Origin of the sequence: Streptomyces sp. Ncost-T10-10d (assembly GCF_900091955.1) — a bacterium.
Taxonomy (GTDB): domain Bacteria; phylum Actinomycetota; class Actinomycetes; order Streptomycetales; family Streptomycetaceae; genus Streptomyces.
In genome coordinates, this window is the sequence record NZ_FMDF01000044.1 from 63,741 (window position 1) to 86,391 (window position 22,651).

Annotated in this window: 23 protein-coding genes and 1 tRNA gene; 9 read left to right on the top strand and 15 right to left on the bottom strand. The window is 70.2% G+C overall.

The features are described 5' to 3' along the window. Nucleotide 1: 1 nt before the first annotated feature. Together GA0115254_RS05225 and GA0115254_RS05230 are read right to left on the bottom strand one after the other, a co-directional pair. Nucleotides 2-1,228 (bottom strand): acyl-CoA dehydrogenase family protein, encoded by a 1,227-nt coding sequence (locus tag GA0115254_RS05225; protein WP_093894095.1) that lies wholly within the window; start codon nucleotides 1,226-1,228, stop codon nucleotides 2-4. Nucleotides 1,229-1,235: 7 nt separating this feature from the next. Further along, the gene (locus tag GA0115254_RS05230) at nucleotides 1,236-2,258 is read right to left on the bottom strand and encodes a phosphotransferase family protein (RefSeq protein ID WP_093894096.1); all 1,023 of its coding nucleotides are present in this window, start codon (nucleotides 2,256-2,258) and stop codon (nucleotides 1,236-1,238) included. 152 nt (nucleotides 2,259-2,410) lie between these two features. On the opposite strand from GA0115254_RS05230, the gene GA0115254_RS05235 reads away from it, so the two are divergent. Both GA0115254_RS05235 and GA0115254_RS05240 read left to right on the top strand, forming a co-directional pair. Further along, nucleotides 2,411-3,700 (top strand): glucarate dehydratase family protein, encoded by a 1,290-nt coding sequence (locus GA0115254_RS05235; protein ID WP_093894097.1) that lies wholly within the window; start codon nucleotides 2,411-2,413, stop codon nucleotides 3,698-3,700. Nucleotides 3,701-3,767: 67 nt separating this feature from the next. Beyond that, nucleotides 3,768-4,712 carry an NADP-dependent oxidoreductase gene (locus GA0115254_RS05240; protein ID WP_093894098.1) on the top strand — a complete coding sequence of 315 codons (945 nt, stop codon included), beginning with the start codon at nucleotides 3,768-3,770 and terminating at the stop codon, nucleotides 4,710-4,712. 19 nt (nucleotides 4,713-4,731) lie between these two features. On the opposite strand, the gene GA0115254_RS05245 is transcribed toward GA0115254_RS05240, so the two are convergent. From GA0115254_RS05245 to GA0115254_RS05270, 6 genes are all read right to left on the bottom strand, one after another. Continuing rightward, nucleotides 4,732-5,043, bottom strand: a complete 312-nt coding sequence (locus tag GA0115254_RS05245) for a DUF202 domain-containing protein (protein WP_093894099.1) — start codon at nucleotides 5,041-5,043, stop codon at nucleotides 4,732-4,734. Then, complete coding sequence (locus tag GA0115254_RS05250; protein WP_093894100.1) at nucleotides 5,040-5,435, bottom strand: YidH family protein; 396 nt, start codon at nucleotides 5,433-5,435, stop codon at nucleotides 5,040-5,042. Before GA0115254_RS05250 ends, GA0115254_RS05245 begins: the two co-directional genes overlap by 4 nt. A gap of 33 nt (nucleotides 5,436-5,468) precedes the next feature. Further along, nucleotides 5,469-5,990, bottom strand: a complete 522-nt coding sequence (locus GA0115254_RS05255; protein ID WP_093894101.1) for an NUDIX domain-containing protein — start codon at nucleotides 5,988-5,990, stop codon at nucleotides 5,469-5,471. 33 nt (nucleotides 5,991-6,023) lie between these two features. Then, nucleotides 6,024-6,797, bottom strand: a complete 774-nt coding sequence (locus GA0115254_RS05260; protein ID WP_093894102.1) for a glucose 1-dehydrogenase — start codon at nucleotides 6,795-6,797, stop codon at nucleotides 6,024-6,026. A 29-nt stretch (nucleotides 6,798-6,826) separates the two neighbouring features. Further along, entirely contained in the window at nucleotides 6,827-7,456 is a 630-nt protein-coding gene (locus GA0115254_RS05265; RefSeq protein ID WP_093894103.1) for a TetR/AcrR family transcriptional regulator, read from the bottom strand. Between the two features lie 69 nt (nucleotides 7,457-7,525). Then, complete coding sequence (locus GA0115254_RS05270) at nucleotides 7,526-8,419, bottom strand: DMT family transporter (protein ID WP_093894104.1); 894 nt, start codon at nucleotides 8,417-8,419, stop codon at nucleotides 7,526-7,528. Between the two features lie 204 nt (nucleotides 8,420-8,623). Between GA0115254_RS05270 and GA0115254_RS05275 the strand changes: the two genes are divergently transcribed. Further along, complete coding sequence (locus tag GA0115254_RS05275) at nucleotides 8,624-10,279, top strand: FAD-binding dehydrogenase (protein ID WP_093894105.1); 1,656 nt, start codon at nucleotides 8,624-8,626, stop codon at nucleotides 10,277-10,279. 247 nt (nucleotides 10,280-10,526) lie between these two features. Here GA0115254_RS05275 and GA0115254_RS05285 read toward each other — a convergent pair whose 3' ends face one another. Continuing rightward, nucleotides 10,527-10,976, bottom strand: coding sequence for an ASCH domain-containing protein (locus GA0115254_RS05285; protein ID WP_093894107.1), 450 nt, complete (start codon nucleotides 10,974-10,976; stop codon nucleotides 10,527-10,529). A 216-nt stretch (nucleotides 10,977-11,192) separates the two neighbouring features. On the opposite strand from GA0115254_RS05285, the gene GA0115254_RS05290 reads away from it, so the two are divergent. Together GA0115254_RS05290 and GA0115254_RS05295 are read left to right on the top strand one after the other, a co-directional pair. Further along, complete coding sequence (locus tag GA0115254_RS05290; protein WP_256102404.1) at nucleotides 11,193-11,858, top strand: molybdopterin-dependent oxidoreductase; 666 nt, start codon at nucleotides 11,193-11,195, stop codon at nucleotides 11,856-11,858. Next, nucleotides 11,800-12,486, top strand: a complete 687-nt coding sequence (locus tag GA0115254_RS05295; protein ID WP_093894109.1) for a cytochrome b/b6 domain-containing protein — start codon at nucleotides 11,800-11,802, stop codon at nucleotides 12,484-12,486. Before GA0115254_RS05290 ends, GA0115254_RS05295 begins: the two co-directional genes overlap by 59 nt. Here the strand turns inward: GA0115254_RS05295 and GA0115254_RS05300 are convergent. After that, nucleotides 12,475-13,872 (bottom strand): GntP family permease, encoded by a 1,398-nt coding sequence (locus tag GA0115254_RS05300; RefSeq protein WP_093894110.1) that lies wholly within the window; start codon nucleotides 13,870-13,872, stop codon nucleotides 12,475-12,477. The two genes, GA0115254_RS05295 and GA0115254_RS05300, sit on opposite strands and share 12 nt — an antisense overlap. A gap of 11 nt (nucleotides 13,873-13,883) precedes the next feature. Continuing rightward, complete coding sequence (locus tag GA0115254_RS05305; RefSeq protein ID WP_093894111.1) at nucleotides 13,884-14,393, bottom strand: gluconokinase; 510 nt, start codon at nucleotides 14,391-14,393, stop codon at nucleotides 13,884-13,886. 144 nt (nucleotides 14,394-14,537) lie between these two features. Here GA0115254_RS05305 and GA0115254_RS05310 point away from each other — a divergent pair, with 144 nt between their 5' ends. Then, nucleotides 14,538-15,239, top strand: coding sequence for a FadR/GntR family transcriptional regulator (locus GA0115254_RS05310; protein ID WP_093894172.1), 702 nt, complete (start codon nucleotides 14,538-14,540; stop codon nucleotides 15,237-15,239). A 76-nt stretch (nucleotides 15,240-15,315) separates the two neighbouring features. Here the strand turns inward: GA0115254_RS05310 and phsA are convergent, their stop codons facing one another. Then, nucleotides 15,316-17,247 (bottom strand): O-aminophenol oxidase PhsA, encoded by a 1,932-nt coding sequence (phsA, locus tag GA0115254_RS05315; RefSeq protein WP_093894112.1) that lies wholly within the window; start codon nucleotides 17,245-17,247, stop codon nucleotides 15,316-15,318. 272 nt (nucleotides 17,248-17,519) lie between these two features. On the opposite strand from phsA, the gene GA0115254_RS05320 reads away from it, so the two are divergent. Together GA0115254_RS05320 and GA0115254_RS05325 are read left to right on the top strand one after the other, a co-directional pair. Next, the gene (locus GA0115254_RS05320) at nucleotides 17,520-18,605 is read left to right on the top strand and encodes an S-(hydroxymethyl)mycothiol dehydrogenase (protein WP_093894113.1); all 1,086 of its coding nucleotides are present in this window, start codon (nucleotides 17,520-17,522) and stop codon (nucleotides 18,603-18,605) included. Next, nucleotides 18,605-19,234, top strand: coding sequence for an MBL fold metallo-hydrolase (locus tag GA0115254_RS05325; RefSeq protein WP_093894114.1), 630 nt, complete (start codon nucleotides 18,605-18,607; stop codon nucleotides 19,232-19,234). The genes GA0115254_RS05320 and GA0115254_RS05325 overlap by 1 nt, the downstream gene beginning before the upstream one ends. Here the strand turns inward: GA0115254_RS05325 and GA0115254_RS05330 are convergent. The 3 genes from GA0115254_RS05330 to GA0115254_RS05340 all read right to left on the bottom strand — a co-directional run bounded on the left by GA0115254_RS05330 (nucleotide 19,228) and on the right by GA0115254_RS05340 (nucleotide 21,030). Beyond that, nucleotides 19,228-20,181, bottom strand: coding sequence for an RluA family pseudouridine synthase (locus GA0115254_RS05330; protein ID WP_093894115.1), 954 nt, complete (start codon nucleotides 20,179-20,181; stop codon nucleotides 19,228-19,230). The two genes, GA0115254_RS05325 and GA0115254_RS05330, sit on opposite strands and share 7 nt — an antisense overlap. Beyond that, nucleotides 20,178-20,585, bottom strand: coding sequence for a hypothetical protein (locus GA0115254_RS05335; RefSeq protein ID WP_141720766.1), 408 nt, complete (start codon nucleotides 20,583-20,585; stop codon nucleotides 20,178-20,180). The genes GA0115254_RS05330 and GA0115254_RS05335 overlap by 4 nt, the downstream gene beginning before the upstream one ends. A gap of 360 nt (nucleotides 20,586-20,945) precedes the next feature. Further along, a tRNA-Leu gene (locus GA0115254_RS05340) sits at nucleotides 20,946-21,030 on the bottom strand. Between the two features lie 183 nt (nucleotides 21,031-21,213). Here GA0115254_RS05340 and GA0115254_RS05345 point away from each other — a divergent pair. Next, nucleotides 21,214-22,539, top strand: a complete 1,326-nt coding sequence (locus GA0115254_RS05345) for a M20/M25/M40 family metallo-hydrolase (protein ID WP_093894117.1) — start codon at nucleotides 21,214-21,216, stop codon at nucleotides 22,537-22,539. The last annotated feature ends 112 nt before the right edge of the window (nucleotides 22,540-22,651 follow it).

Consider the following 22,651-nt stretch of genomic DNA (forward strand, 5'->3'; position numbering starts at 1 on the left):
CCTACACGTACCGCTTGATCTCCCGCCGGGCCAACGACCGCTGATGGACCTCGTCCGGCCCGTCCGCCAGCCGCAACGTCCGCGCCGCCGCCCACAGTTCCGCCAGCGGGAAGTCCTGGCTGACGCCGCCCGCGCCGTGCAGCTGCACCGCCCGGTCGAGGATGTCGACCACCGCGCGCGGGGTGGCGATCTTGATGGCCTGGATCTCCGTGTGCGCACCCCGGTTGCCCACCGTGTCCATCAGCCACGCCGTCTTCAGCACCAGCAGCCGCAGCTGCTCCACCGTGACGCGCGCGTCGGCGATCCAGTTCTGCACGACGCCCTGCTGGGCGAGTGGCTTACCGAAGGCCGTACGGGACACCGCCCGCCTGCACATCAGCTCGATGGCCCGCTCGGCCATCCCGATCAGCCGCATGCAGTGGTGGATGCGCCCCGGCCCCAGACGAGCCTGGGCGATGGCGAAGCCGCCGCCCTCCTCACCGATCAGGTTCGAGGCGGGCACCCGTACGTCCGTGAAGACGACCTCGGCGTGACCGCCGTGATAGTGGTCCTCGTACCCGTACACCTGCATCGCGCGCCGCACGTCGAGGCCGGGCGTGTCGCGCGGGACCAGGATCATCGACTGCTGGCGGCGGATGTCGGCGCCGTCAGGGCCATCGGCAGTCGCTGTCTTGCCCATCACGATGAAGATCCGGCAGTCCGGGTTCATCGCCCCGGAGATGTACCACTTGCGGCCGTTGATGACGTAGTCCTCGCCGTCCCGCACGATCCGGGTCTCGATGTTCGTCGCGTCCGAAGAGGCCACCTCGGGCTCCGTCATCGCGAACGCCGAGCGGATCTCCCCGGCGAGCAGCGGCTCCAGCCACTGCTTCTTCTGCTCTTCTGTGCCGAACTGGAAGAGCACCTCCATGTTCCCGGTGTCCGGCGCCGCGCAGTTCAGCGCGGTCGGCGCCAACTGCGGTGACCGGCCGGTGATTTCGGCGAGCGGAGCGTACTGGAGGTTGGTCAGCCCGGCGCCGTACTCCGCGTCGGGCAGGAAGAGGTTCCACAGGCCCTGCTTGCGCGCCTCCGCCTTCAGGTCCTCGACGACCTGCGGGGTGTCCCACGGGGAGGCGAGCAGTGCGCGCTGCTCGTCCGCGATCTTCTCGGCCGGGTGGACATGCTCGTCCATGAAGGCGAGCAGCTTGGTGCGCAGCTCTTCCGTGCGGGCGTCGAATGCGAAGTCCATGGGCTGATCAGCCTTCCTGGAGGGTGGTGAGGCCGTGCTCGATGAAGACGGGGACGAGATCGCCGATCCGGTCGAAGCCGGCGCCGACCGTCTGGCCCAGGGTGTAGCGGTAGTGGATGCCCTCCAGGATCACGGCGAGCTTGAACCAGGCGAACGCCGTGTACCAGGAGATGGCGGAGGTGTCCCGGCCGGAGCGTGCGGCGTAGCGCTCGATCAGCTCGGCGGGGGTGGGATGGCCGGCCGCGCCGCTGGTGGTGGAGACCGGGGACTTCGGCAGACCGAGGTCGGAGCTGTACATCACCAGCAGGCCCAGGTCGGTCAGCGGGTCGCCGAGCGTCGACATCTCCCAGTCGAGAACGGCCTTGATCCGGTCGTCGGAGCCGATCAGGACGTTGTCCAGGCGGTAGTCGCCGTGCACGACGGTGGGCGCGGGGGAGACGGGCAGCTCTCGGCCGAGCGCGGCGTGCAGTTCGTCGATGCCCGGAAGTTCGCGGTTGCGGGAGGCGTCCAGCTGCTTGCCCCAGCGGCGCAGCTGCCGGTCGAGGAAGCCCTCGGGGCGCCCGAAGTCGCCGAGCCCGACGGACTCCGGGTCCACGGCGTGCAGTTCGACGAGGGTGTCGACGAGACCGAGGACGGCCTCCCGGGTGCGCTCGGCGCCCAGGGGGGCGAGCTGCTCGGCCGTGCGGTACGGGGTGCCCTCGACGTACTCCATGACGTAGAAGGGCGACCCGATCACCGAGTCGTCCTCGCAGAGCAGCACCGGTTCGGGCACCGGAACGGCCGTGGGGTGCAGGGCGCTGATCACCCGGTGCTCGCGCTTCATGTCGTGTGCGGTGGCCAGCACATGGCCCAGCGGGGGCCTGCGCACGACCCAGCGGCCGGTGCCGTCCGTGACGATGTACGTCAGATTGGAGCGGCCGCCCTCGATGAGCCGCGCTTCGAGCGGTCCGTTCACCAGACCCGGCCGCTCGCGGTCGAGATGTCCGCGCAGCCGGTCGAGGTCGAGACCTGGCGGATGGACTGGGCTCATCGTGCGCACCTCCGGGGTGAGAGACGGTCGGTGTTCATGATGCCGACCAGTCGGTATGCCGTCCAGTGAACCCCCGGAATCCGGCGTGTGGACTCCGCTCCGACTCGGGCCGGAGTCTGGTGTTCGGCTGTATCCCTGAATATGGTTCACGTATGAATACTGAGCTGCTGATCGACGAAGTCCGGCTGACCCCGATCCTGATAGCGGACCCGCCCCTGCTCAACACCCAGGGCGTTCACCAGCCGTACACCCCGCGGCTCATCGTGGAAGTCGTCACACGCGGCGGTGCGACCGGTATCGGGGAGACGTACGGGGACGGCAAGTACCTCGAACTCGCCCAGCCGCTCGCCACCGCTCTCGTCGGACGCCCGGTCAGCGATCTGAACGGCCTGTTCGCACTGGCCGACGAGGTGTGCGGTGATTCACGGGCGGCCGACGAGCGTGTCGACGCCGGTGGGCTGCGCGGCGTCCAGACCGCCGACAAGCTCCGGCTCTCCGTCGTCTCCGGCTTCGAGGTCGCCTGCCTGGACGCGCTCGGCACGTCCCTCGGCCTCCCCGTGCACGCTCTGCTCGGCGGCAAGGTCCGCGACAGCGTCGAGTACAGCGCGTACCTCTTCTACCGCTGGGCCGCCCACCCCGAGGGCGGCGGACAGGACGACTGGGGCGCCGCCGTCGACCCGGCCGGAGTCGTCGCCCAGGCCCGGCGCTTCGCCCGCGAGCACGGCTTCGCCTCCTTCAAGCTCAAGGGCGGCGTCTTCGAACCCGACCGGGAGATCGCCGCGATCCGTGCTCTGGCCGAGGAGTTCCCCGGGCAGCCGCTGCGCCTCGACCCCAACGGCGCCTGGTCCGTTGAGACCTCGCTGTACGTCGCCGAGCAGCTGAAGGACGTACTCGAATATCTGGAGGACCCGGCAAGCGGCACGGACCTGATGGCCGCCGTCGCCGCAGGCACCGACGTACCGCTCGCCACCAACATGTGCGTCACGACCCTCGCCGAAGTCCCGGAGGCCTTCGCCCGCGGCGCCGTCCAGGTCGTGCTCTCCGACCACCACTACTGGGGCGGCCTGCACCGCACCCGTGAACTGGCCGGGATCTGCCGTACCTTCGGCGTCGGACTCTCCATGCACTCCAACACCCACCTCGGCATCAGCCTCGCCGCGATGACCCACGTCGCGGCCACCGTCCCCAACCTCGACTACGCCTGCGACAGCCACTACCCCTGGCAGACCGAGGACGTCATCACCACCCGCCATGTCTTCCGAGGCGGCCGGCTCACCGTCTCCGACGCACCCGGGCTCGGCGTCGAACTCGACCGCGAACGCCTGGCCGTGCTGCACCGGCGCTGGCTCGACGACGACGGCACGATGCGCGAGCGCGACGACGCGGCCGCGATGCGCAAGGCCGAGCCCGGATGGCAGACCCCCTCGATCCCGCGCTGGTGACGGAACGTTCCCCGCAGCGGCCACGGCCTGAGTTGCGGGCGCCCCGGCCCGCACCGAGGGTCGGTATATGAAGGCGATCAGCTACAGCAGCTACGGCGGGGCCGACGTCCTGGAGTACGGGGAACGGCCCGACCCCAAGGTCGGCCCCGACACCGTCCTGGTGAAGGTGCGGGCCGCGGCGGTCAACCCGGTCGACTGGAAGGCCCGCGAGGGTTACCTGGACGCCGGTCTGCAGGCCGTGTTCCCGGTGATCCCCGGCTGGGACGTGTCCGGCGTCGTGGTGCAGCCCGGTGTCGCCGTCGACGAATTCGCGGTGGGCGACGAGGTCATCGGCTATGTCCGGGAGGACTTTCTCTGCCGCGGTACGTTCGCCGAGTACGTTGCCGCACCCGTGCGCACCCTCGCCCGCAAGCCGCTGAGCCTGAGCTTCGAGGAGGCCGCGGGCCTGCCGCTGGCCGGCCTCACCGCGTACCAGGTGCTCCACCGCACACTGAGGATCCAGGACGGCGAGACGGTCCTCGTCCACGCGGCGGCGGGCGGCGTGGGCTCGCTCGCCGTCCAGATCGCCCGCCACGCGGGCGCCCGCGTCATCGGCACCGCGAGCGAACCCAACCACGAACACGTGCGGCAGCTCGGCGGGGAGCCGGTGGCCTACGGGGACGGCCTCGTCGACCGGCTGCGGGCGCTGGCCCCGGACGGGGTCGACGCCGCGTTCGACACCGTCGGAGGCGAGGCGCTCCGGGCGTCCGCCGAAGTGCTGAAGCCCGAGGGCCGGCTGGCCTCCATCGCGGACGGCGAGGTCTTCTCGTACGGCGGCCGCTACGCCTTCGTGCGCCCGGACGCCAAGGACCTCGCCCACCTGGCAGAACTGGCCGAGCAGGGCATCGTCACCGTCCATGTGGACCGGGTCTTCCCGCTGGAACGGGCGGCGGACGCCTACCGGCTGAACGAGCAGGGGCGCACCCGCGGAAAGATCGTCGTCACCGTCCCCTGGGACGCCCCGGACGTCTGACAACGCCCGGTGCCGGACCTCAGAACAGCATGGCCGCGGCGAACACCGCGAGCGCGACCGTGCACGCCCCCGCGGTCAGCGCACCGCGCGCCGACAGCGGCTGCGGCCGCGCGGTCCCCATCCCCAGCACCCGCCGCTGCGCCACGAGCAGGAAGCCCAGCCAGGCCAGCGCGCTCAGCGCCACGGCGACGATCCCGGCCGGGCTCGCCCCCCTGTGCAGCGCCTGCTTGACCGCCAGCAGCGCCACCACCGTGCAGGACAGGGTCGTACGCCGCCATGCCAGTCTGGTCCGCTCGGGCTGAAGTCCGGGGTCGCGCCCGTCGGCCGTCACCGGCCCTCCCAGCCGAAGAGGACCACCACCACCATCGCCACGGCGACGACGGCGACCGCGAGCCCGAGCAGCGTCGGGAACCGAGAGACCGGCAGGTCCTCCCCGCGCCGCATCGCCCGCTCGCACCGCACCCAGTGATTGACCGCCCGCAGCGCACACAGCACACCGGCCGCGAGCAGCGCGAGCGCCAGCCCCGCGCGGATGCCCCACGCCAGCTCCGGGAGGAACTGGTCGACCGCGAAACCACCGCCGATCAGCGCGAGAGCCGTCCGGATCCAGGCGAGGAAGGTGCGCTCATTGGCGAGCGAGAACCGGTAGTCGGGGGTGTCGCCTTCTTCGCGGATTCGCTGCGGCGCGAACCACAGCCGCAGGCTCTGTACGAATTCGATCACGCGTGAACCTTAGACCGGCAATCGAACCCCGGCTCAGGAGGCCGTCCCGCCCGCCCGGAAGGCGCGCAGCCGGTGGTACGTCTCCAGGCCGTCCGGCACCCACTCCCAGTCGTCGAGCCGCTGCTCCAGCTCCGCATCGGTGAGGAACGTGTGCCAGGCGACCTCCTCCACCTGGGGGTGCACCGGCAGCTCGCACCGTACCTGGTAGACGTGGCTCCACCAGGAGTGCTCCGCGCTCTCGTAGAGGAACTTGAACAGCGGCTCGGGGCGGGGGAGGCCGGAGACCCCCAGCTCCTCCTCGGCCTCCCGCAGCGCCGCCTCGTCGTACGACTCGCCCGCCCCGACCACCCCGCCGACGAACATGTCGTAGCGGGACGGGAAGACCAGTTTGGTCGGGGTCCTGCGGTGCACGAAGAGCCGGCCCCCGGCATCCCTGGCCTCGATGAACACACAGCGATGGCGCAGGCCCCGCGCGGTCGCCTCGCCGCGCGGGGCCTGCCCCACGACCACGTCGTTCTCGTCGACGATGTCCAGGATCTCGTCAGAAGGAGTCATGCCCCTCATCCAACATCAGGCCGCTGACAGTGATCACTGGCCCATGACGTACTTGACGGTCGGACCCGTGGTCCAGCCGCCGTCCACGGCCAGTTCGGCGCCGGTGACGTACGAGGCGGCGTCCGAGAGCAGGAAGGTGACCGCCTCCGCGATCTCCGAGGCCTCGCCGACCCGGCCCATCGGGGTGTTCGGGTAGTTGCCGTCCCCCTGCTGAATGCCGACGGACGCGGTCATCGGCGTGTAGACCATGCCCGGGTGCACGGAGTTCACCCGTATCTTCGCCGTGCCGAGCTCCACCGCGCCGACCTTCGTCAGACCGCGGACCCCCCACTTGGAGGCGCCGTAGCTGGAGGTCAGGGCGAGGCCCATCAGACCGGCGGCCGAGGAGATGTTGACGATCGAACCGCCGCCGTTCTCCTTCATCACCGGGATCACCGTCCTCATGCCGATGAAGACGGCCGTCAGGTTGATGTCGATGACCTTGCGGAAGTGCTCGACCGTCTCGGTCTCCAGCGGCTGACCGGTCGATACGCCGGCGTTGTTGACCAGGCCGTCGATCCGCCCGAATTCGGCGACGGCGAATTCGGCGACGCGCTGCCAGTCCTTCTCGGAGGTCACGTCGTGGTGCATGAAGCGGGCCTGCGCCCCGAGGGCGGCGGCGGTTTCGGCTCCCTCGTCGTCGAGCACATCGGTGATCACCACATGGGCGCCGCCCGCAACGGCGAGGCGGGCGGCCTCGGCGCCGAGGCCCCGGGCGCCGCCGGTGATGATGACGGTCTTGTCGCTGAGCTTGTTCTTGTCGGTCATGACACTGCCCCTCATGTGGTGCGGATGGTTCACGCGCCGCCCGGCACGGGCGCGTGCAGGAACGCGGTGGTGGTCTCGACGAGATCGGCGAGGAAGAACTCCTCGCCGGTCAGCGGCCGGGTGCCGTCGAGACCCTGGCGGGCACGGTCGGCCAGCGCCGCGCCGATCAGGGTGAGCGCCAGGTCCAGGCGTTCCAGGCGCACGGGTCCGGGCAGTGCGCCCAGGCAGTCCCCGATGCGGCCGATCAGCCGCCCGTAGGCGGTGCCGTCCAGGGCGGGGTGCAACCGGCCGGTGCGCAGCCCGGTCTCATGGCTGAGCTGGGCCGAGATCCGCAGACAGCGGCGGCCCCGGTCGTCGGCGAGCAGGCTCGCCTCGGCCGTCACCAGCGCGGTGAGCAGTTCCCGTACGCCACAGTCCCCGGCCAGCTCGTCGAGCAGCGGCGCGATCACCTGTTCGGTACGGGTCTGGCGGCCTTCCATCACCGCGTCGAGCAGCCCGGCCCGGGAGCCGAAGTGGTACTGGACCGCGGAGGGGTTGCTCTGCCCGGCGAGCCGGACGATGTCCCGCAGCTGGGCGCCGTCCGTGCCCTGCGCGGCGAAGATCTCCTCGGCCGCGCGGATCAGCTTGTCCCTGGTCTCCTGCCCTGACATTCTCGCCATGAGGCCACTGTAATGCTGGCCATTATTAATAACCAGGCGGGCGCCCCCCTGTGACCGGACAGACTCCGGTCAGTTCGGCTGGAGGCTCTTTTCCCGGCGCCCGCTCATGGGCCCTTCCGGCATCGCCGGATGCAGGCCCAGCAGCACGATCCCGACGACGATCGCCACGAGGCCCACCGCCTGCCAGGTCAGTGCGCCGGTGTCGGTACGCAACCGGTCGCCGAGGAAGCCGACCCCGCAGGCGATCCCGGCCAGCGGCTGGGATGCGGTCAGCGGAGGCAGTGAGACGCGCAGCGGGCCCGTCTCGAACGCGCTCTGCACCAGGAGCAGACCCGTCACCCCCAGCGCCGCCACCCCGTACGGCTGCCACGACGTCACCAGTTCTGTCCAGCCCCCTTCGGACAGGCGCTGGCCGCTGAGCCGGGTGAGGGCGTCCTGGAGTCCGTACAGCAGTCCGGCCGCCACCGCGAGGAGCGCCGGGGCGGCCCCGGACTGCGAGCGCTTGGCGAAGGTGGTGAGCAGCAGGGCCGCGCCCACGACCACGCCGATCACCAGCCAGTGCCGCAGCGGACTGGTCACCGCCTCGCCGCCCTGCGGCTGGCCCGCCACCAGAAAGGCGGCCACGCCGCCCGCCAGCAGCCAGAGCCCGGCCCAGCCCTGCCGGCCGAGCCGCTGCCCCGTGCGATGGCGCGACAGGGCCATCGCGAAGAGCAGATTGGTCGCCAGCAGGGGTTCGACGACGGACACCTCGCCCTTGCCCAGGGCCAGGGCGCCCAGCACCATGCCGCAGACCATCAGCCCGATCCCGGCCAGCCAGCTCGGCACCCGCATCAGGTCCAGCAGCAGCCGGAAGGAGAGATAGTCGCTCCTCGGGGCGTGCGAAGCGGCGGCCTGCTGCAGGACGAAACCGAATCCCAGACAGCAGGCGGCACTCACGGCGAGCACGAGGACCAGCACCGACACGCTTCTACCTCAAGTCAGGCCAGAAGTGGGTGATTTGTTTCGACGATAGCGCCTGCGCCCCGCGGGTGCGGCCGGAGCGCCGCCGACCGGGCGGTTGACGCCGCGGCGGCCGATGCAGAGGATCTGACGCACGAGTAACTTCCAGCTCCCTGGCCGGACGGTCACCGTGACCGTGACCGGATCGCCCCGACAAGGATGGAACCCATGGCGTACGACGCTGATGTGATCGTTATCGGGGCGGGGCTCGCGGGTCTGGTGGCCACCGCCGAGCTGGTCGATGCGGGCCGCTCGGTGATCCTGCTCGACCAGGAGCCCGAACAGTCGATCGGCGGCCAGGCACACTGGTCCTTCGGCGGTCTCTTCCTCGTCGACTCGCCCGAGCAGCGCCGGATGCGGATCAAGGACAGCCATGAGCTGGCCCTCCAGGACTGGCTCGGCACGGCGGGCTTCGACCGCAAGGAGGACCACTGGCCACGGAAGTGGGCCGAGGCGTACGTGGACTTCGCGGCCGGTGAGAAGCGCTCCTGGCTGCACGCGCAGGGGTTGCGGCTCTTCCCCGTCGTCGGCTGGGCGGAGCGCGGCGGCTACGACGCGACCGGCCACGGCAACTCCGTACCCCGCTTCCACATCACCTGGGGCACCGGTCCCGGCGTCGTCGCCCCCTTCGAGCGCAGGGTCCGCGCGGGCGTCGCCAAGGGCCTCGTACAGTTCGGATTCCGCCACCGGGTCACCGGTCTCGGCCGCACCGCGGGCGCCGTCGACACGGTGAGCGGCGAGATCCTGGAGCCGAGCGCCGCCGCCCGGGGCACCGCGAGCAGCCGGGTGACGACCGGCACGTTCGAGCTGAAGGCCCAGGCGGTGATCGTCACCTCCGGCGGCATCGGCGGCAACCACGACCTCGTACGCAAGCAGTGGCCCGAACGGCTCGGCACCCCGCCCGCGAAGATGCTCTCCGGGGTCCCCGCCCATGTCGACGGGCTGATGCTCGGCATCACCGAGGAAGCGGGCGCCCACCACATCAACCGCGACCGGATGTGGCACTACACCGAGGGCATCGAGAACTGGAACCCGATCTGGGCCGAGCACGGCATCCGGATCCTGCCGGGTCCGTCCTCGCTCTGGCTGGACGCCCGGGGCAAGCGGCTGCCGGTCCCGCTCTTCCCGGGCTTCGACACCCTCGGCACCCTCGAACACATCATGAAGTCCGGCCACGACTACACCTGGTTCGTCCTCGACCAGAAGATCATCGGCAAGGAGTTCGCGCTCTCCGGCTCCGAGCAGAACCCCGACCTGACCGGTAAGTCGATCCGTGACGTGATCGGCCGGGCCCGCGCGGACGTACCGGCCCCGGTGAAGGCTTTCATGGACCACGGGGTGGACTTCGTGGTCGAGAAGGACCTCGGCGCACTGGTCCGCGGGATGAACGCGCTCACCGACGAGTCGCTGATCGACGAGGCCGAACTGCGCCGCGAGATCACCGCACGCGACCGTGAGATCGCCAACCCCTTCACCAAGGACCTCCAGATCACCGCGATCCGCGGGGCCCGCACCTATCTCGGCGACAAGCTGATCCGTACGGCGCCGCCGCACCGCATCCTCGACCCCAAGGCCGGCCCGCTGATCGCGGTACGGCTCAACATCCTGACCCGCAAGTCGCTCGGCGGACTGGAGACGGACCTGTCCTCCCGGGTGCTGACCGAGGACGGCACGCCCCTGCCCGGTGTGTACGCGGCGGGGGAGGCGGCGGGCTTCGGCGGCGGCGGGGTGCACGGGTACCGCTCCCTCGAAGGAACCTTCCTCGGCGGCTGCATCTTCTCCGGCCGGGCGGCGGGGCGGGCGGCCGCCCAGGCCACGTCCTAGGAGGGCGCGAAGTCCCGCCCGGCCCGCGGCGTCCGATACGCCCGCCCGTCGGGCGGCGAGATCCGTCCGCAACTGCCGTCCGGGCTCGACGCGATGACGGGATCGCGGCTCGACCGGCGCCCGCAGGGCGAGGACTGCCTGGACCTCGACCCCGGAACCATCGTCCGGCCCGACGGACCTGCGTACGGCATGGGCATTCTGCCGCGAGATCCCCGCCCCGAAGGCGTAGAGAACCGGCGGACCCCGCCTATCGCCGCACCGCGGCCACGACGGGATCCAGCAGCTCGACGACCCGGAACCGTTCGGCGACGACCATGGTGTCGTCGTCGACCGTGAACTCCGGGTCGCCGAGCGCCCCTCGCATCTCCTGGCTGTGCCAGAACTTCTCGTGACCCGCACGCCACTCGGCCACCGAGGCGTAGCCCTCGCCCTCGTCGATCGCATGCTGAAGATCGACGTCGCCGAGGCGCAGCACCCGAACCTCCGTCACCTCCAGCACCGCGGTCTCCCGGCCGTCCGAGTCGATCAGCGCGGACCGCTCGCCCACCGGAGGCAGTTCCTCCTTCTCCGCCACGTACTCCGCGAGCAGCCCGGTCGTCGACACCTTCTCACCGGCGAGCACCGCCCCCACCAGCCGGTCGCGCAGCGGCCCGGGAAAGGCGAGCAGAAAGGGCTTGAGAGGTTCACGGTTCGACATGGCGCCAAGTCTGACATGTCCGGCCGGGCGCGGCGCCGGAACGCGCACCCGATCGGGGGTCGTCAACTGTGCCGGAAACGAGAAGAGTTGACATCGGGTACGGGCAGGTGCCCGCCACCCCTGGTGACCTGCGGCCGCAGATGCTCGAATGGCCGGGTGAACAGTCGCCCTCCCGACGCCGATGGCACACCCCTGGGACGCCGTGTCGTCCTGGCCATGCTCGGTCTCGGCGCCGCCGGAGTCGTCGCTGCGCCCGTGCTGCAACGCACGCTGGAATCCGCGCTGGGAGCGGTCGCCGACAAGGACCCCACCGGCCTGACCGGCCTGCTCCCCAACGGCGGCGGCTTCCGCTACTACTCCGTCGCCTCGTCCGTACCGGAGAAAGGTGCGGACGACTACCGGCTGACCGTCGACGGGCTGGTCGACCACCCGGCCGCATACACCCTGGACGCCCTGAAGGCGCTGCCGCAGACCCGCATGGTCCGCGATGTCCAGTGCGTCACCGGCTGGCGGGTGCCCGAGACCCCCTTCGAGGGGGTACGCCTCTCGGCACTGCTGGACGCGGCGGGCGTACGGCCCGGGGCGAAGGCCGTCCGCTTCACCTGCTTCGACGGCGCCTACAGCGAGAGCCTCACCCTTGCGCAGGCCCGCCGCGCCGACGTGCTGGTCGCGCTGCGCATGCAGGACCGGCCGCTGGCCCACTCCCACGGCGGTCCGGTCCGGCTCTACGTGGCCCCGATGTACTTCTACAAGTCGGCGAAATGGCTCTCCGGGATCACCGTCACCGACTCCGTGCGGCCCGGCTACTGGGAGGAGCTCGGCTATGACGTCGACGCCTGGGTCGGCCGGTCCAACGGCCGCGACGACGCCCCCACTGCCTGACCCCGTGGAGCGTGTGCGGCGCTTCAGCGGTGCGGAACGCTGGGTGCACCGCGGTACGGCCACGCTGATGCTGCTGTGCGTGGCGAGTGCGGCGTGTCTGTACGTACCCCAGCTCGCCGAGGTCGTCGGCCGTCGCCGTTCGGTGGTCACCGTGCACGAGTGGTCCGGGGTGCTGACCCCCCTGCCGTTCCTGGCCGGTCTGCTGTCACGGGCGTTCCGGGCCGATCTGTCCCGGCTCAACCGTTTCGGGCCGCACGACCGTCAGTGGCTGCGGGCGGTGTGGCGCCGCGACCACCGGCCCGAGGCGCGTCCGGCCGGAAAGTTCAACGCCGGGCAGAAGCTGTACGCGGCCTGGATCGCGGGAGCGGTACTGGTGATGACCGGCACCGGCGCGCTGATGTGGTTCACCGGCCTCGCACCGCTGATGTGGCGCACGAGCGCGACGTTCGTCCACGACTGGCTGGCGCTTGCGATCGGGATCGTGCTGGCCGGGCACATGGCGATGGCGCTCGCCGACCCGGAGGCACGCCGTGGCATGCGCACCGGGTCGGTCGAGCGCCATTGGGCACGGTCACAGCATGCGCTGTGGGGGGAGGACCGTGCGGGCAGCCGCTCGCTAGAGGACTAGCGACAGCAGCAGGATGAAGGCCAGCGAGACCACGGAGATGATGGTCTCCATCACCGACCAGGTCTTCACCGTCTGGCCGACGTTCATGCCGAAGTACTCCTTCACCAGCCAGAAACCGGCGTCGTTGACATGGCTGAAGAAGAGCGAGCCCGCGCCGACGGCGAGGACCAGCAGAGCGGCGTGGGACGTCGACATGTCGGCGGCCAGCGGGGCGACCAGACCGGCTGCGGAGATGGTGGCCACGGTCGCCGAACCGGTCGCCAGCCGGATCGCGACGGCGATCAGCCAGCCCAGCAGCAGTGCCGGGATCGACCAGTCCTTGGAGAAGTCCAGGATCATCTGGCCCACACCGGCGTCGATGAGGGTCTGCTTGAAACCGCCGCCCGCACCCACGATCAGCAGCACACCCGCGATCGGGGCGAGGGACTTCTCGACGGTGGTGGAGAGCCGGCCCTTGGTGAAACCGGCCGCCCGGCCCAGCGTGAACATGCCGACTATGACGGCCGCGAGCAGCGCGATCAACGGCGAGCCGATCACATCGGTGACCCGCTGGACGCTCTGCTCCGGGTCGTCCACGACGATGTCGACCAGGGCCTTGACCAGCATCAGCACGACCGGCAGCAGAATCGTCGCCAGGGTGGCGCCGAAGCTGGGCCGACGGTCCAGCTCCTCCGAAGGACGCTGCGGAATCATCTTCTCCGGAGCCTTGATGTCCACCCAGCGCGCGGCGTAACGGGAGAAGACCGGCCCAGCGATGATCACGGTCGGGATGGCGACCAGCACACCCAGCGCCAGCGTGACACCGAGATTGGCGCCGAGGGCGTCGATCGCCACCAGCGGGCCGGGGTGCGGCGGAATCAGCCCGTGCATCACGGAGAGTCCGGCCAGCGCCGGGATACCGATCCGCATCAGGGAGTAGTTGCCGCGCTTGGCGACGAGCAGCACCACCGGGATCATCAGCACGATCCCGACCTCGAAGAACAGCGGCAGACCGATGATCGAGGCGATCAGGACCATCGCCCACGGCATGGCCCGCCCGCTCGCCTTCGCGAGGATCGTGTCGACGATCTGGTCCGCGCCGCCGGAGTCGGCGAGCAGCTTGCCCAGAATGGCGCCGAGCGCGATGAGGACACCGACACCCGCGACGGTCGAGCCGAGGCCGGCGGTGAAGCTGGCGATCGTCTTGACCGGTGCGGCGCCGGCGAACGAGCCGAGCGCCAGCGAGCCGATGGTCAGCGCGAGAAACGCGTGCATCTTGAACTTGGTGATGAGCAGAACGATGACGGCGATGCCCGCCAGAACTGCGATGCCCAACTGCGCGTTGCCTGCCGAAGTGATCGGTTCGACGGCATCCGCTGCCAGCATCTCGACGCTGAGACTGGTCACGGTGGTGATCCTTAGTTTTCGAGCCGGCGCAACGCGGCGACGGCTCGCTGGGTGATTTCTTCAGGGGTGCCGGACACGTCGACCGAGACTCCGGCCTCGTCCTCCTGCAGCGGCTGCAGGGTGGCGAACTGCGAGTCGAGCAGTGCGGTGGGCATGAAGTGGCCCTTGCGCTCCGCCATGCGCTCCTCGATCAGAGCCCGGTCGCCGGTCAGATGGAGGAAGACGGCACCGGGGGCCTCGGCGCGCAGCCGGTCCCGGTAGACGCGCTTGAGCGCCGAGCTGCTCACCACCCCGCCGAGCCCCGCCCGGCCGTGCGCCCACTGACCGATCGCATCGAGCCAGGGCCACCGGTCGGAGTCGTCCAATGGGGTACCGGCCGACATCTTGGCGATGTTCGCCGCGGGATGGAAGTCATCGCCCTCGGCGTACGGAACGCCGAGTTCGGTGGCGAGCAGGGGGCCGATCGTGGTCTTGCCGGTCCCTGCGACGCCCATCACCACGACGACGTGGGGGGTGCTCATTGGTGGTGCCTCGCTGTCTTCTTCGACGTCTTCCTCGACATCGGTCCGTCGCGCTACTGAAACCCATACGTACGACTTATTCAAGATGCTGTGACATAAACGTCGTACTTTTTGTTCCCGAAGGGTGCCCCGTAGGCTGTGCTCATGACCACACAGGGCCCTGGGCTGCATACACATGTGCTGGACACCCTGGGTCTGGAGATCGCCGCGGGGGAGCACCGGCCGGGGCAGGTACTGCGTACCGACGAGCTGGCCCGGCGCTTCGACGTCTCGCGCACGGTCGTCCGCGAAGTCGTCCGCGTCCTCGAATCCATGCACCTGGTCGAGTCCCGGCGCCGGGTCGGCGTGACCGTGCAGCCGACCGAGGCGTGGAATGTCTACGATCCGCAGGTCATCCGGTGGCGGCTGGCCGGTGCCGACCGTCCGCGCCAGCTGCGCTCCCTGACCGTGCTCCGCTCGGCGATCGAACCGGTCGCGGCCGGCCTCGCCGCCCGTAACGCCACCCCGGAGCAGTGCGCGGCCCTCACCGAGTGCGCGCTCGGCATGGTCGCCACCTCGCGCGGCCAGCAGCTGGAGGGCTATCTGGAGCACGACATCGCGTTCCACCGGATCGTGCTCAACGCCTCCGGCAACGAGATGTTCGCGCGCCTCGGCGATGTCGTCGCCGAGGTCCTGGCGGGCCGCACCCACCACCAGGTGATGTTCGAGGACCCCGACCCGGCCGCGGTCACCCTCCACGTCCGGCTCGCCGAAGCGGTGCGCGAGGGCGACACGGTGGCGGCGGAGCGGCTGACGAAGGAGATCGCGGTGGGCGCCCTGCACGAGCTGGACGTGCTCGCACCCTGAGCCACGGCTGCCCGGACGCACGACGGCCCCCGCGGAATCGCTCCGCGGGGGCCGTCGGTTCAGCCGGTACGCATGGTCAGCCGCTGTGCCCGTGATGGCCGCCGTGCCCGGCGCCGTGGTCGAACTTCACCGCCTCGGGCGGCATCACGACGAACGGCCGCATCATGCCCATGTCCTCGTGCTCCAGGAGATGGCAGTGGTACATGAACCGCCCGTACGCCCCGTCGAACTTCCCGAGCACCTTCACCAACTGCCCGGCAGGCACCCGGAAGACGTCCTTCCAGCCCTGCTCGTTCGGTGCCGTGGGGATCGTGGTGCCATGGTCGAACGCCACGGGGGAGCGGGTTCCACCGAGTGCCGGGTCGAAGCCGTCGAGCTCGTACGCCTCCCGGCCCATCACCTGGAAGTCCGCCAGATGGATGTGCATCGGATGCGTCGGACCGCCCAGGTTGAGGAACGACCACTGCTCGAAGGCGCCTTCGCCCACCGTGAAGCCGAGCCCGTCGTTGAAGGTCCGCGCGATCCTGTGGTACGTACGCACCGTGCCGTCCTCGCCCCGGACCTGGATGACACCGTCCGAGGGCACCTGCACATCGGCGGCGTCCTCGACCTCCGTCATCTCCCAGATCTCCGGGTGGCCGCCGCCGCCGACCGTGCCGGGCACCGTCAGCACCACGAGCCGGTGCCCGTGCTCCACCCGGCCGTGCTCGTACCGCCGGAAGGAACCGGACAGCACCTCGGGCAGCTCGAAACCGTCCCGCTGCCCCGTCTCCCGTACCCGGAACTCCATCACCTGCGGGAACGGCACGTTCGTGGCCGGGTCCGGCACCCCCGGCGCGAGCTTGCCGCGGTTGACCAGCCGTACTCGGCGGCCGGCCAGCGCCGAGAAGTCGATCAGCAGATCCATCCGCTCGGCCGGGGCGATCGTCAGCTGCGGCAGCAACTCGTCGAAGTCGACCGGCACCGGGCGAGGCAACAGCCCGCCGTCACTGCCGATCTGCCGGATCACGCCCGGGACCGGGTTGTTGTCCTCGTCGACCAGCACCAGGTCGTAGATCCGCGCGTTGGACGCGTTGACCAGCCGGAAGCGGTACCACGCGTCGTCCACGTCCAGATGGGGCCAGATACGGCCGTTGACCGTCGTGTACGGGCCGAAGAACGGCAACGACACCGGCTTCCCGGTCTCCGGGTCGGCCTCGGAGATCACCGTCGTCTTGTGCAGCAGCCGCCCGTTGAGCCGGCCGTCCTCGTCGGTGTCCAGATTGCGGTCGGCCAGGATCAGCGGCAACTCCCGGTCGCCGGACGGCAGACCGAGCGCGTCCTCCTCGTCGTCCCTGATCAGATAGGTGCCGACGAGCCCGGCGTACACGTTCCACCGGGTGATGTTCATGGCATGGTCGTGGTACCACCACTGGGTGGCCTGGTGGTCGTTCGGGTACTCCGAGAGCTGCGCGTCGCCGAAGCCGACCGCGTTGTCCGCCCAGCCGTCGTTGCCGCCACCGGTCTGCGCGCCGTGCAGATGCGTCACCGTCCAGGCGGGCAGCGCGGCGACATCCGGGTTCGGCTCGACGCCGTCGCGTCCGGGACGGTTGTGCGGCGCCGGTTCGCCCTGCTTGACCGGGCCGACCTCCACCGCCGTGACCGGGTACTCGCTGCCCCTGGGGATGAGGTTGGTCCAGGCGATCCTGACCCGCTCCCCGCGCCGCACCTCGATGGTCGGTCCCGGCACCGTGCCGTTGTATCCCCACATCAGCGTCGGCGGCAGCTGCGCGTGCAGCCGCACCCAGGTGGGCGACAGTGCGATCTCCGTCTCGCGGAGCACGTCACCGGTCTGCGGGCGCAGCACCGGCGGGACGGGCAACGCGTCGGTGTACGGCACGAGTCCGCCGACCGGCGCCACGGACGCCGCCGCCCCGGAACCCGGCTCCGGTCCGTCGGTGCGCCGCCCTGTCCGCCCCGTCTTCTCAGTGATTTCGGCGGGTTCGGTGAATTCGGTGATCTCCGTCAAGGTACTTCCCCCATGATCAGTGATTCCACTGCTGGTGGACCACACGCCCCCTGCCCCCGCAGGTACTGATTCGGCGGCCCCTGTGTATCGAAGGACCACCCGGAAAGCACGGCAGTTCACTGATATGCGTAATCTGACCGAAACCGGTACGGCCCGCCAGGCGGTCGGCAGTCGTTTCCCGCCAACGCGGCGCGCCGCCGTGACACCCTCGCGGGGCGTACGGTTGTTCGCGATCGATCTTCGCAAAGAGACGGAAACAGGGAGACCACGGTATGTCGCAGCAGGTGCAAGGAGTCATCGCACCGGGGAAGAACGAGCCGGTACGGGTCGAGACGATCGTGATCCCGGACCCGGGCCCCGGCGAGGCCGTGGTGAAGATCCAGGCGTGCGGCGTCTGTCACACCGATCTCCACTACAAGCAGGGCGGCATCAACGACGACTTCCCCTTCCTGCTCGGCCACGAGGCCTCGGGCGTGGTGGAGTCCGTCGGCGAGGGGGTCACGGACGTCGAGCCCGGCGACTTCGTCATCCTCAACTGGCGTGCCGTGTGCGGGCAGTGTCGTGCGTGCCTGCGCGGCCGCCCCTGGTACTGCTTCAACACCCACAACGCCAAGCAGAGGATGACGCTGCTCGACGGCACGGAGCTGTCGCCGGCACTCGGTATCGGCGCATTCGCCGAGAAGACCCTGGTCGCCGCCGGTCAGTGCACCAAGGTCGACCCGGAGGTCTCCCCGGCCGTCGCCGGGCTGCTCGGCTGTGGAGTGATGGCAGGCATCGGCGCCGCCATCAACACCGGGCAGGTCGGCCGCGGCGACTCGGTCGCCGTGTTCGGCTGCGGCGGTGTCGGCGACGCGGCGGTCGCGGGCGCGCGGCTGGCCGGCGCAGCGAAGATCATCGCCGTGGACATCGACGACCGCAAGCTGGAGACGGCGAAGACGATGGGCGCCACGCACACCGTCAACTCCCGCTCCACCGACCCGGTCGAGGCGATCCGCTCCCTGACCGACGGCAACGGCGCGGACGTCGTCATCGAGGCGGTCGGCCGCCCGGAGACGTACAAGCAGGCCTTCTACGCCCGCGACCTCGCAGGCACCGTCGTCCTGGTCGGCGTCCCGACCCCGGAGATGCAGCTGGAACTGCCGCTCATCGACGTCTTCGGCCGCGGCGGTTCGCTCAAGTCCTCCTGGTACGGCGACTGCCTGCCCTCGCGCGACTTCCCGATGCTCATCGACCTGCACCAGCAGGGCCGGATCGATCTCGGCGCGTTCGTCACCGAGACCATCGGACTCGGCGACATCGAGCAGGCATTCACCCGGATGCACGAAGGCGACGTGCTGCGCTCGGTGGTGGTCTTCTGATGACCGCCCGCATCGACCACCTCGTCACCTCCGGCACCTTCGCCCTCGACGGCGGGGAGTGGGACGTCGACAACAACGTCTGGATCGTCGGCGACGACACCGAGGCGATCGTCATCGACGCCGCCCATGACGCCGCCGCCATCGAGGCCGCACTGAACGGCCGTACGCTGCGCGCCATCGTCTGCACGCACGCGCACAACGACCACATCGACGCGGCCCCGGCCCTCGCCGACGCCACCGGCGCACCGGTCCTGCTGCACCCCGACGACCTGCCGCTGTGGAAGCAGACCCACCCGGACCGCGCCCCGGACGGCGAACTGGCCGACGGCCAGGAGCTGGAGATCGCCGGAACGACGCTCCAGGTCCTGAGCACCCCCGGTCATGCCCCGGGCGCCGTGTGCCTCTACGTCCCCGAGCTGTCCACCGTCTTCACGGGTGACACGCTCTTCCAGGGCGGCCCCGGTGCCACCGGTCGGTCCTTCTCCCACTTCCCGACGATCGTCGCGTCGATCAGGGACCGGCTGCTCGCCCTGCCGCCGGAGACCACCGTCCGTACCGGGCACGGCGATTCCACGACCATCGGCGCGGAGGCTCCGCATCTGGACGAGTGGATCGCCCGCGGTCACTGAGAACCGCGGCTCACCGGTCCGGGCCATGCGCAGAGCCGCAGCCCGCTCTCGAAGCGGCGCGGCCCGCCCGTGACCGGATCGGTGAACTCCAGCACCCGGGCCAGGAGTTGGAGAGGGTGCGACCAGTCGTCGGTCGCACCCTCCGGCCGGACCACCGGGTAGACCGGGTCGTGGACGAGCGGCAGCCCCAGACTGTTCATATGGACCCGTAGCTGATGGGTGCGTCCGGTGGCGGGCAGCAGCCGGTACCGGCCGAGACCTTCCCGGTGCTCCAGCAGCTCGATCCGGCTCTCGCTGTTCGGCTCGCCCGGCTCCTCGCGGGCGGCGATGACCCCGCGTTCCTTCACGATGCGGCTGCGTACGGTCCGCGGGAAGGCCAGTTCGGGGTCGTACGGTGCCACCGCCTCGTACTCCTTGAGCACCGAGCGGTCCCGGAACATCGTCTGGTACGCGCCCCGCTCCTCGGGCCGCACGACGAAGAGGACGAGGCCCGCGGTCAGCCGGTCCAGCCGGTGCGCGGGCTGCAGCTCGGGCAGGTCCAGCTCGCGGCGCAACCGGGCCACCGCGGTCTCCGTGATGTGCCGGCCGCGCGGTGTCGTCGCCAGGAAGTGCGGCTTGTCGGCGATCACGACGTGCTCGTCGCGGTGGACGACGCCGACCGGGAACGGCACCGGCTCCTCCGGTGCGAAATCCCGGTGGAACCAGATGTACCGGCCGGCGATGTACGGCTCGTCGGCGGACACCGGGCCCTGTACGGAGACGAACCGGCCCTCGGCGAGCATGGCGTCCACCCGCGCCGCCCCGATCGCACCCGCGAACCGCGCCAGCAGATGATCGCGTACCGTCGCCCACCGGCCGCCCGGATCCTCGGGGAGCCGCAGCCGGACCGGATCGATCCCGTCCCGCTGCGGCAACGGCGCCGACGGCGGCTTCGCGCGCCCCCTCATCCGGGTGCGCCGACCGGTGCGGCGGTGAGCATGATGCGGGCTCCTCGTATCTTCGGCCGGGGTGTCCGCACAGTATCGCCCGTTCCGCCCGCCCACCGGGGCCCGGCCCCCGCCCGCACCCAGGCGTTCGGCAGCGTCACCTTCTCCGGGCCGCACCCGATGCGCTCGGCCTCGACGGCGACATAGCCGGGCAGCAGCTCGCGCGTGAGGTCGACGCCCTCGTCCGTCGGCTTGTCCAACTGATCCACCATGAAGATCACGGGCCCGGTCCGGCAGTTCGCCCGGTAGACGCCCCGCGATCCGTCGAGCCGACCGAACCCCTGGGAGCCCTTGAGAGGCAGACCGGCCTCGTGCGTGTCCCCGAAGAAGATCTCGGTCAGTGCCGGGTCCGTCACCGTGGTCATCCGCACGACGTGCACGCAGGAGCCCTACCGGCACGAACGAGTCGTCCTGCGTGGCGGCGCCCGGCGAGAGCCACAAGCGCCACTCCCCGTGCAACGGCATCCGCCCGGAATCCGACGCCGGATACCGGGCTTGCGGCTCCAGCCCGCCCGATCCGGGATCCATGTCCTCGTACCGGGGCAGGGCGGGCGTGTGTGTGCGGTTCATGGGACTCCTCGCTCTGCGGGGGCCTCCGTGCTGCTGGACGCCGGCGGGGGATGAACCGTTTCAACACGAGTTGTACCCTGCTCCGGCCCATGTGCGACCGTGCGGGCACAACGCAGAATGCCGACCAGGATCGCTCCTGATCGGCATTCTTTCTGTGTCCGAGGGGGGACTTGAACCCCCACGCCCGATAAAGGGCACTAGCACCTCAAGCTAGCGCGTCTGCCATTCCGCCACCCGGACAAGGTGTCTGTCTCGCGGGCCCGGCCCGTTCCGACGTGGAAAACAATAGCAAACATTCGGGGGTGCTCGATCACGCCAGGGGGAGTGTGAAGGGCGCATGACGAGGGGTGGGGGGCCTTGGGTGTGCGGGCCGGGCGCGGGAGGATGAGGGGGAGCACCACGGCGACAGTGGAAGGAAGCAGTGTGAGCGAGACCAACACGGCCCGGACCGTCTCGGGCGAGGACGAGGTCGTGGACCTCTGTCGTGAGCTGATCCGGATCGACACCAGTAACTACGGGGACCACTCGGGTCCGGGAGAGCGGGTCGCCGCCGAGTACGTCGCGGAGAAGCTCGCCGAGGTCGGGCTGGAGCCGCAGATCTTCGAGTCCCACAAGGGCCGGGCCTCGACCGTGGCGCGGATCGAGGGCGAGGACCCGTCCAAGCCCGCGCTGCTGATCCACGGGCACACCGATGTGGTTCCGGCCAATGCTCACGACTGGACGCACCACCCGTTCTCGGGCGAGGTCGCGGACGGCTGCGTGTGGGGCCGCGGCGCGGTCGACATGAAGGACATGGACGCGATGACCCTCGCGGTCGTCCGCGACCGGATGCGCAGCGGCCGCAAGCCCCCGCGGGACATCGTGCTGGCCTTCCTCGCGGACGAGGAGGCGGGCGGTACGTACGGTGCGCGGTATCTCGTGGACAAGCACCCCGACCTCTTCGAGGGTGTCACCGAGGCGATCGGCGAGGTCGGCGGCTTCTCCTTCACGGTGAACGAGAACCTGCGGCTCTACCTCGTCGAGACGGCCGAGAAGGGCATGCACTGGATGAGGCTCACCGTGGACGGCACCGCCGGCCACGGCTCGATGACCAACAACGACAACGCGATCACCGAGCTCTGCGAGGCGGTCGGACGGCTGGGGCGGCACAAGTGGCCGGTCCGGGTGACCAAGACCGTACGGTCCTTCCTCGACGAGCTGTCCGATGCGCTCGGCACCCCGCTCGACCCGGAGGACATGGAGGCCACGCTGGCCAAGCTGGGCGGCATCGCCAAGATGATCGGCGCCACGCTCCGCAACTCCGCCGCTCCCACCATGCTCGGCGCCGGCTACAAGGTGAACGTGATTCCCGGCCAGGCCACCGCCCATGTCGACGGCCGTTTCCTGCCCGGTTTCGAGGATGAGTTCCTGGCCGACCTGGACCGGATCCTCGGCCCGCGGGTGAAGCGCGAGGACGTGCACGGGGACAAGGCGCTGGAGACCAGTTTCGACGGTTCGCTCGTGGACGCGATGCAGGTCGCCCTGAAGGCGGAGGACCCGATCGCGCGTGCCGTCCCCTACATGCTTTCCGGCGGTACCGACGCCAAGTCCTTCGACGATCTCGGTATCCGCTGCTTCGGGTTCGCACCGCTGAAGCTGCCGCCGGAGCTCGACTTCGCAGGCATGTTCCACGGCGTGGACGAGCGTGTACCGGTGGACGGTCTGCAGTTCGGGGTGCGGGTGCTCGACCGGTTCATCGACAACTGCTGATTTTCTGCCGCTTTTCCGTCGATTCTCCGCGTCAACAATCGCCAGCGTGTGCGTATTTGACCGGAACGAGTGAAAGGAACCATACGCTCGTAGCCCAATTACCTCTTCCTCG

What these genes read in the sequence shown, in the direction of transcription:
- GA0115254_RS05225 (WP_093894095.1), bottom strand. Translation starts at nt 1,228, where the DNA reads ATGGACTTCGCATTCGACGCCCGCACGGAAGAGCTGCGCACCAAGCTG.
- GA0115254_RS05230 (WP_093894096.1), bottom strand. Translation starts at nt 2,258, where the DNA reads ATGAGCCCAGTCCATCCGCCAGGTCTCGACCTCGACCGGCTGCGCGGA.
- GA0115254_RS05235 (WP_093894097.1), top strand. Translation starts at nt 2,411, where the DNA reads ATGAATACTGAGCTGCTGATCGACGAAGTCCGGCTGACCCCGATCCTG.
- GA0115254_RS05240 (WP_093894098.1), top strand. Translation starts at nt 3,768, where the DNA reads ATGAAGGCGATCAGCTACAGCAGCTACGGCGGGGCCGACGTCCTGGAG.
- GA0115254_RS05255 (WP_093894101.1), bottom strand. Translation starts at nt 5,990, where the DNA reads ATGACTCCTTCTGACGAGATCCTGGACATCGTCGACGAGAACGACGTG.
- GA0115254_RS05260 (WP_093894102.1), bottom strand. Translation starts at nt 6,797, where the DNA reads ATGACCGACAAGAACAAGCTCAGCGACAAGACCGTCATCATCACCGGC.
- GA0115254_RS05265 (WP_093894103.1), bottom strand. Translation starts at nt 7,456, where the DNA reads ATGGCGAGAATGTCAGGGCAGGAGACCAGGGACAAGCTGATCCGCGCG.
- GA0115254_RS05275 (WP_093894105.1), top strand. Translation starts at nt 8,624, where the DNA reads ATGGCGTACGACGCTGATGTGATCGTTATCGGGGCGGGGCTCGCGGGT.
- GA0115254_RS05285 (WP_093894107.1), bottom strand. Translation starts at nt 10,976, where the DNA reads ATGTCGAACCGTGAACCTCTCAAGCCCTTTCTGCTCGCCTTTCCCGGG.
- GA0115254_RS05290 (WP_256102404.1), top strand. Translation starts at nt 11,193, where the DNA reads ATGCTCGGTCTCGGCGCCGCCGGAGTCGTCGCTGCGCCCGTGCTGCAA.
- GA0115254_RS05295 (WP_093894109.1), top strand. Translation starts at nt 11,800, where the DNA reads ATGACGTCGACGCCTGGGTCGGCCGGTCCAACGGCCGCGACGACGCCC.
- GA0115254_RS05305 (WP_093894111.1), bottom strand. Translation starts at nt 14,393, where the DNA reads ATGAGCACCCCCCACGTCGTCGTGGTGATGGGCGTCGCAGGGACCGGC.
- GA0115254_RS05310 (WP_093894172.1), top strand. Translation starts at nt 14,538, where the DNA reads ATGACCACACAGGGCCCTGGGCTGCATACACATGTGCTGGACACCCTG.
- GA0115254_RS05320 (WP_093894113.1), top strand. Translation starts at nt 17,520, where the DNA reads ATGTCGCAGCAGGTGCAAGGAGTCATCGCACCGGGGAAGAACGAGCCG.
- GA0115254_RS05325 (WP_093894114.1), top strand. Translation starts at nt 18,605, where the DNA reads ATGACCGCCCGCATCGACCACCTCGTCACCTCCGGCACCTTCGCCCTC.
- GA0115254_RS05330 (WP_093894115.1), bottom strand. Translation starts at nt 20,181, where the DNA reads ATGAGGGGGCGCGCGAAGCCGCCGTCGGCGCCGTTGCCGCAGCGGGAC.
- GA0115254_RS05335 (WP_141720766.1), bottom strand. Translation starts at nt 20,585, where the DNA reads ATGACCACGGTGACGGACCCGGCACTGACCGAGATCTTCTTCGGGGAC.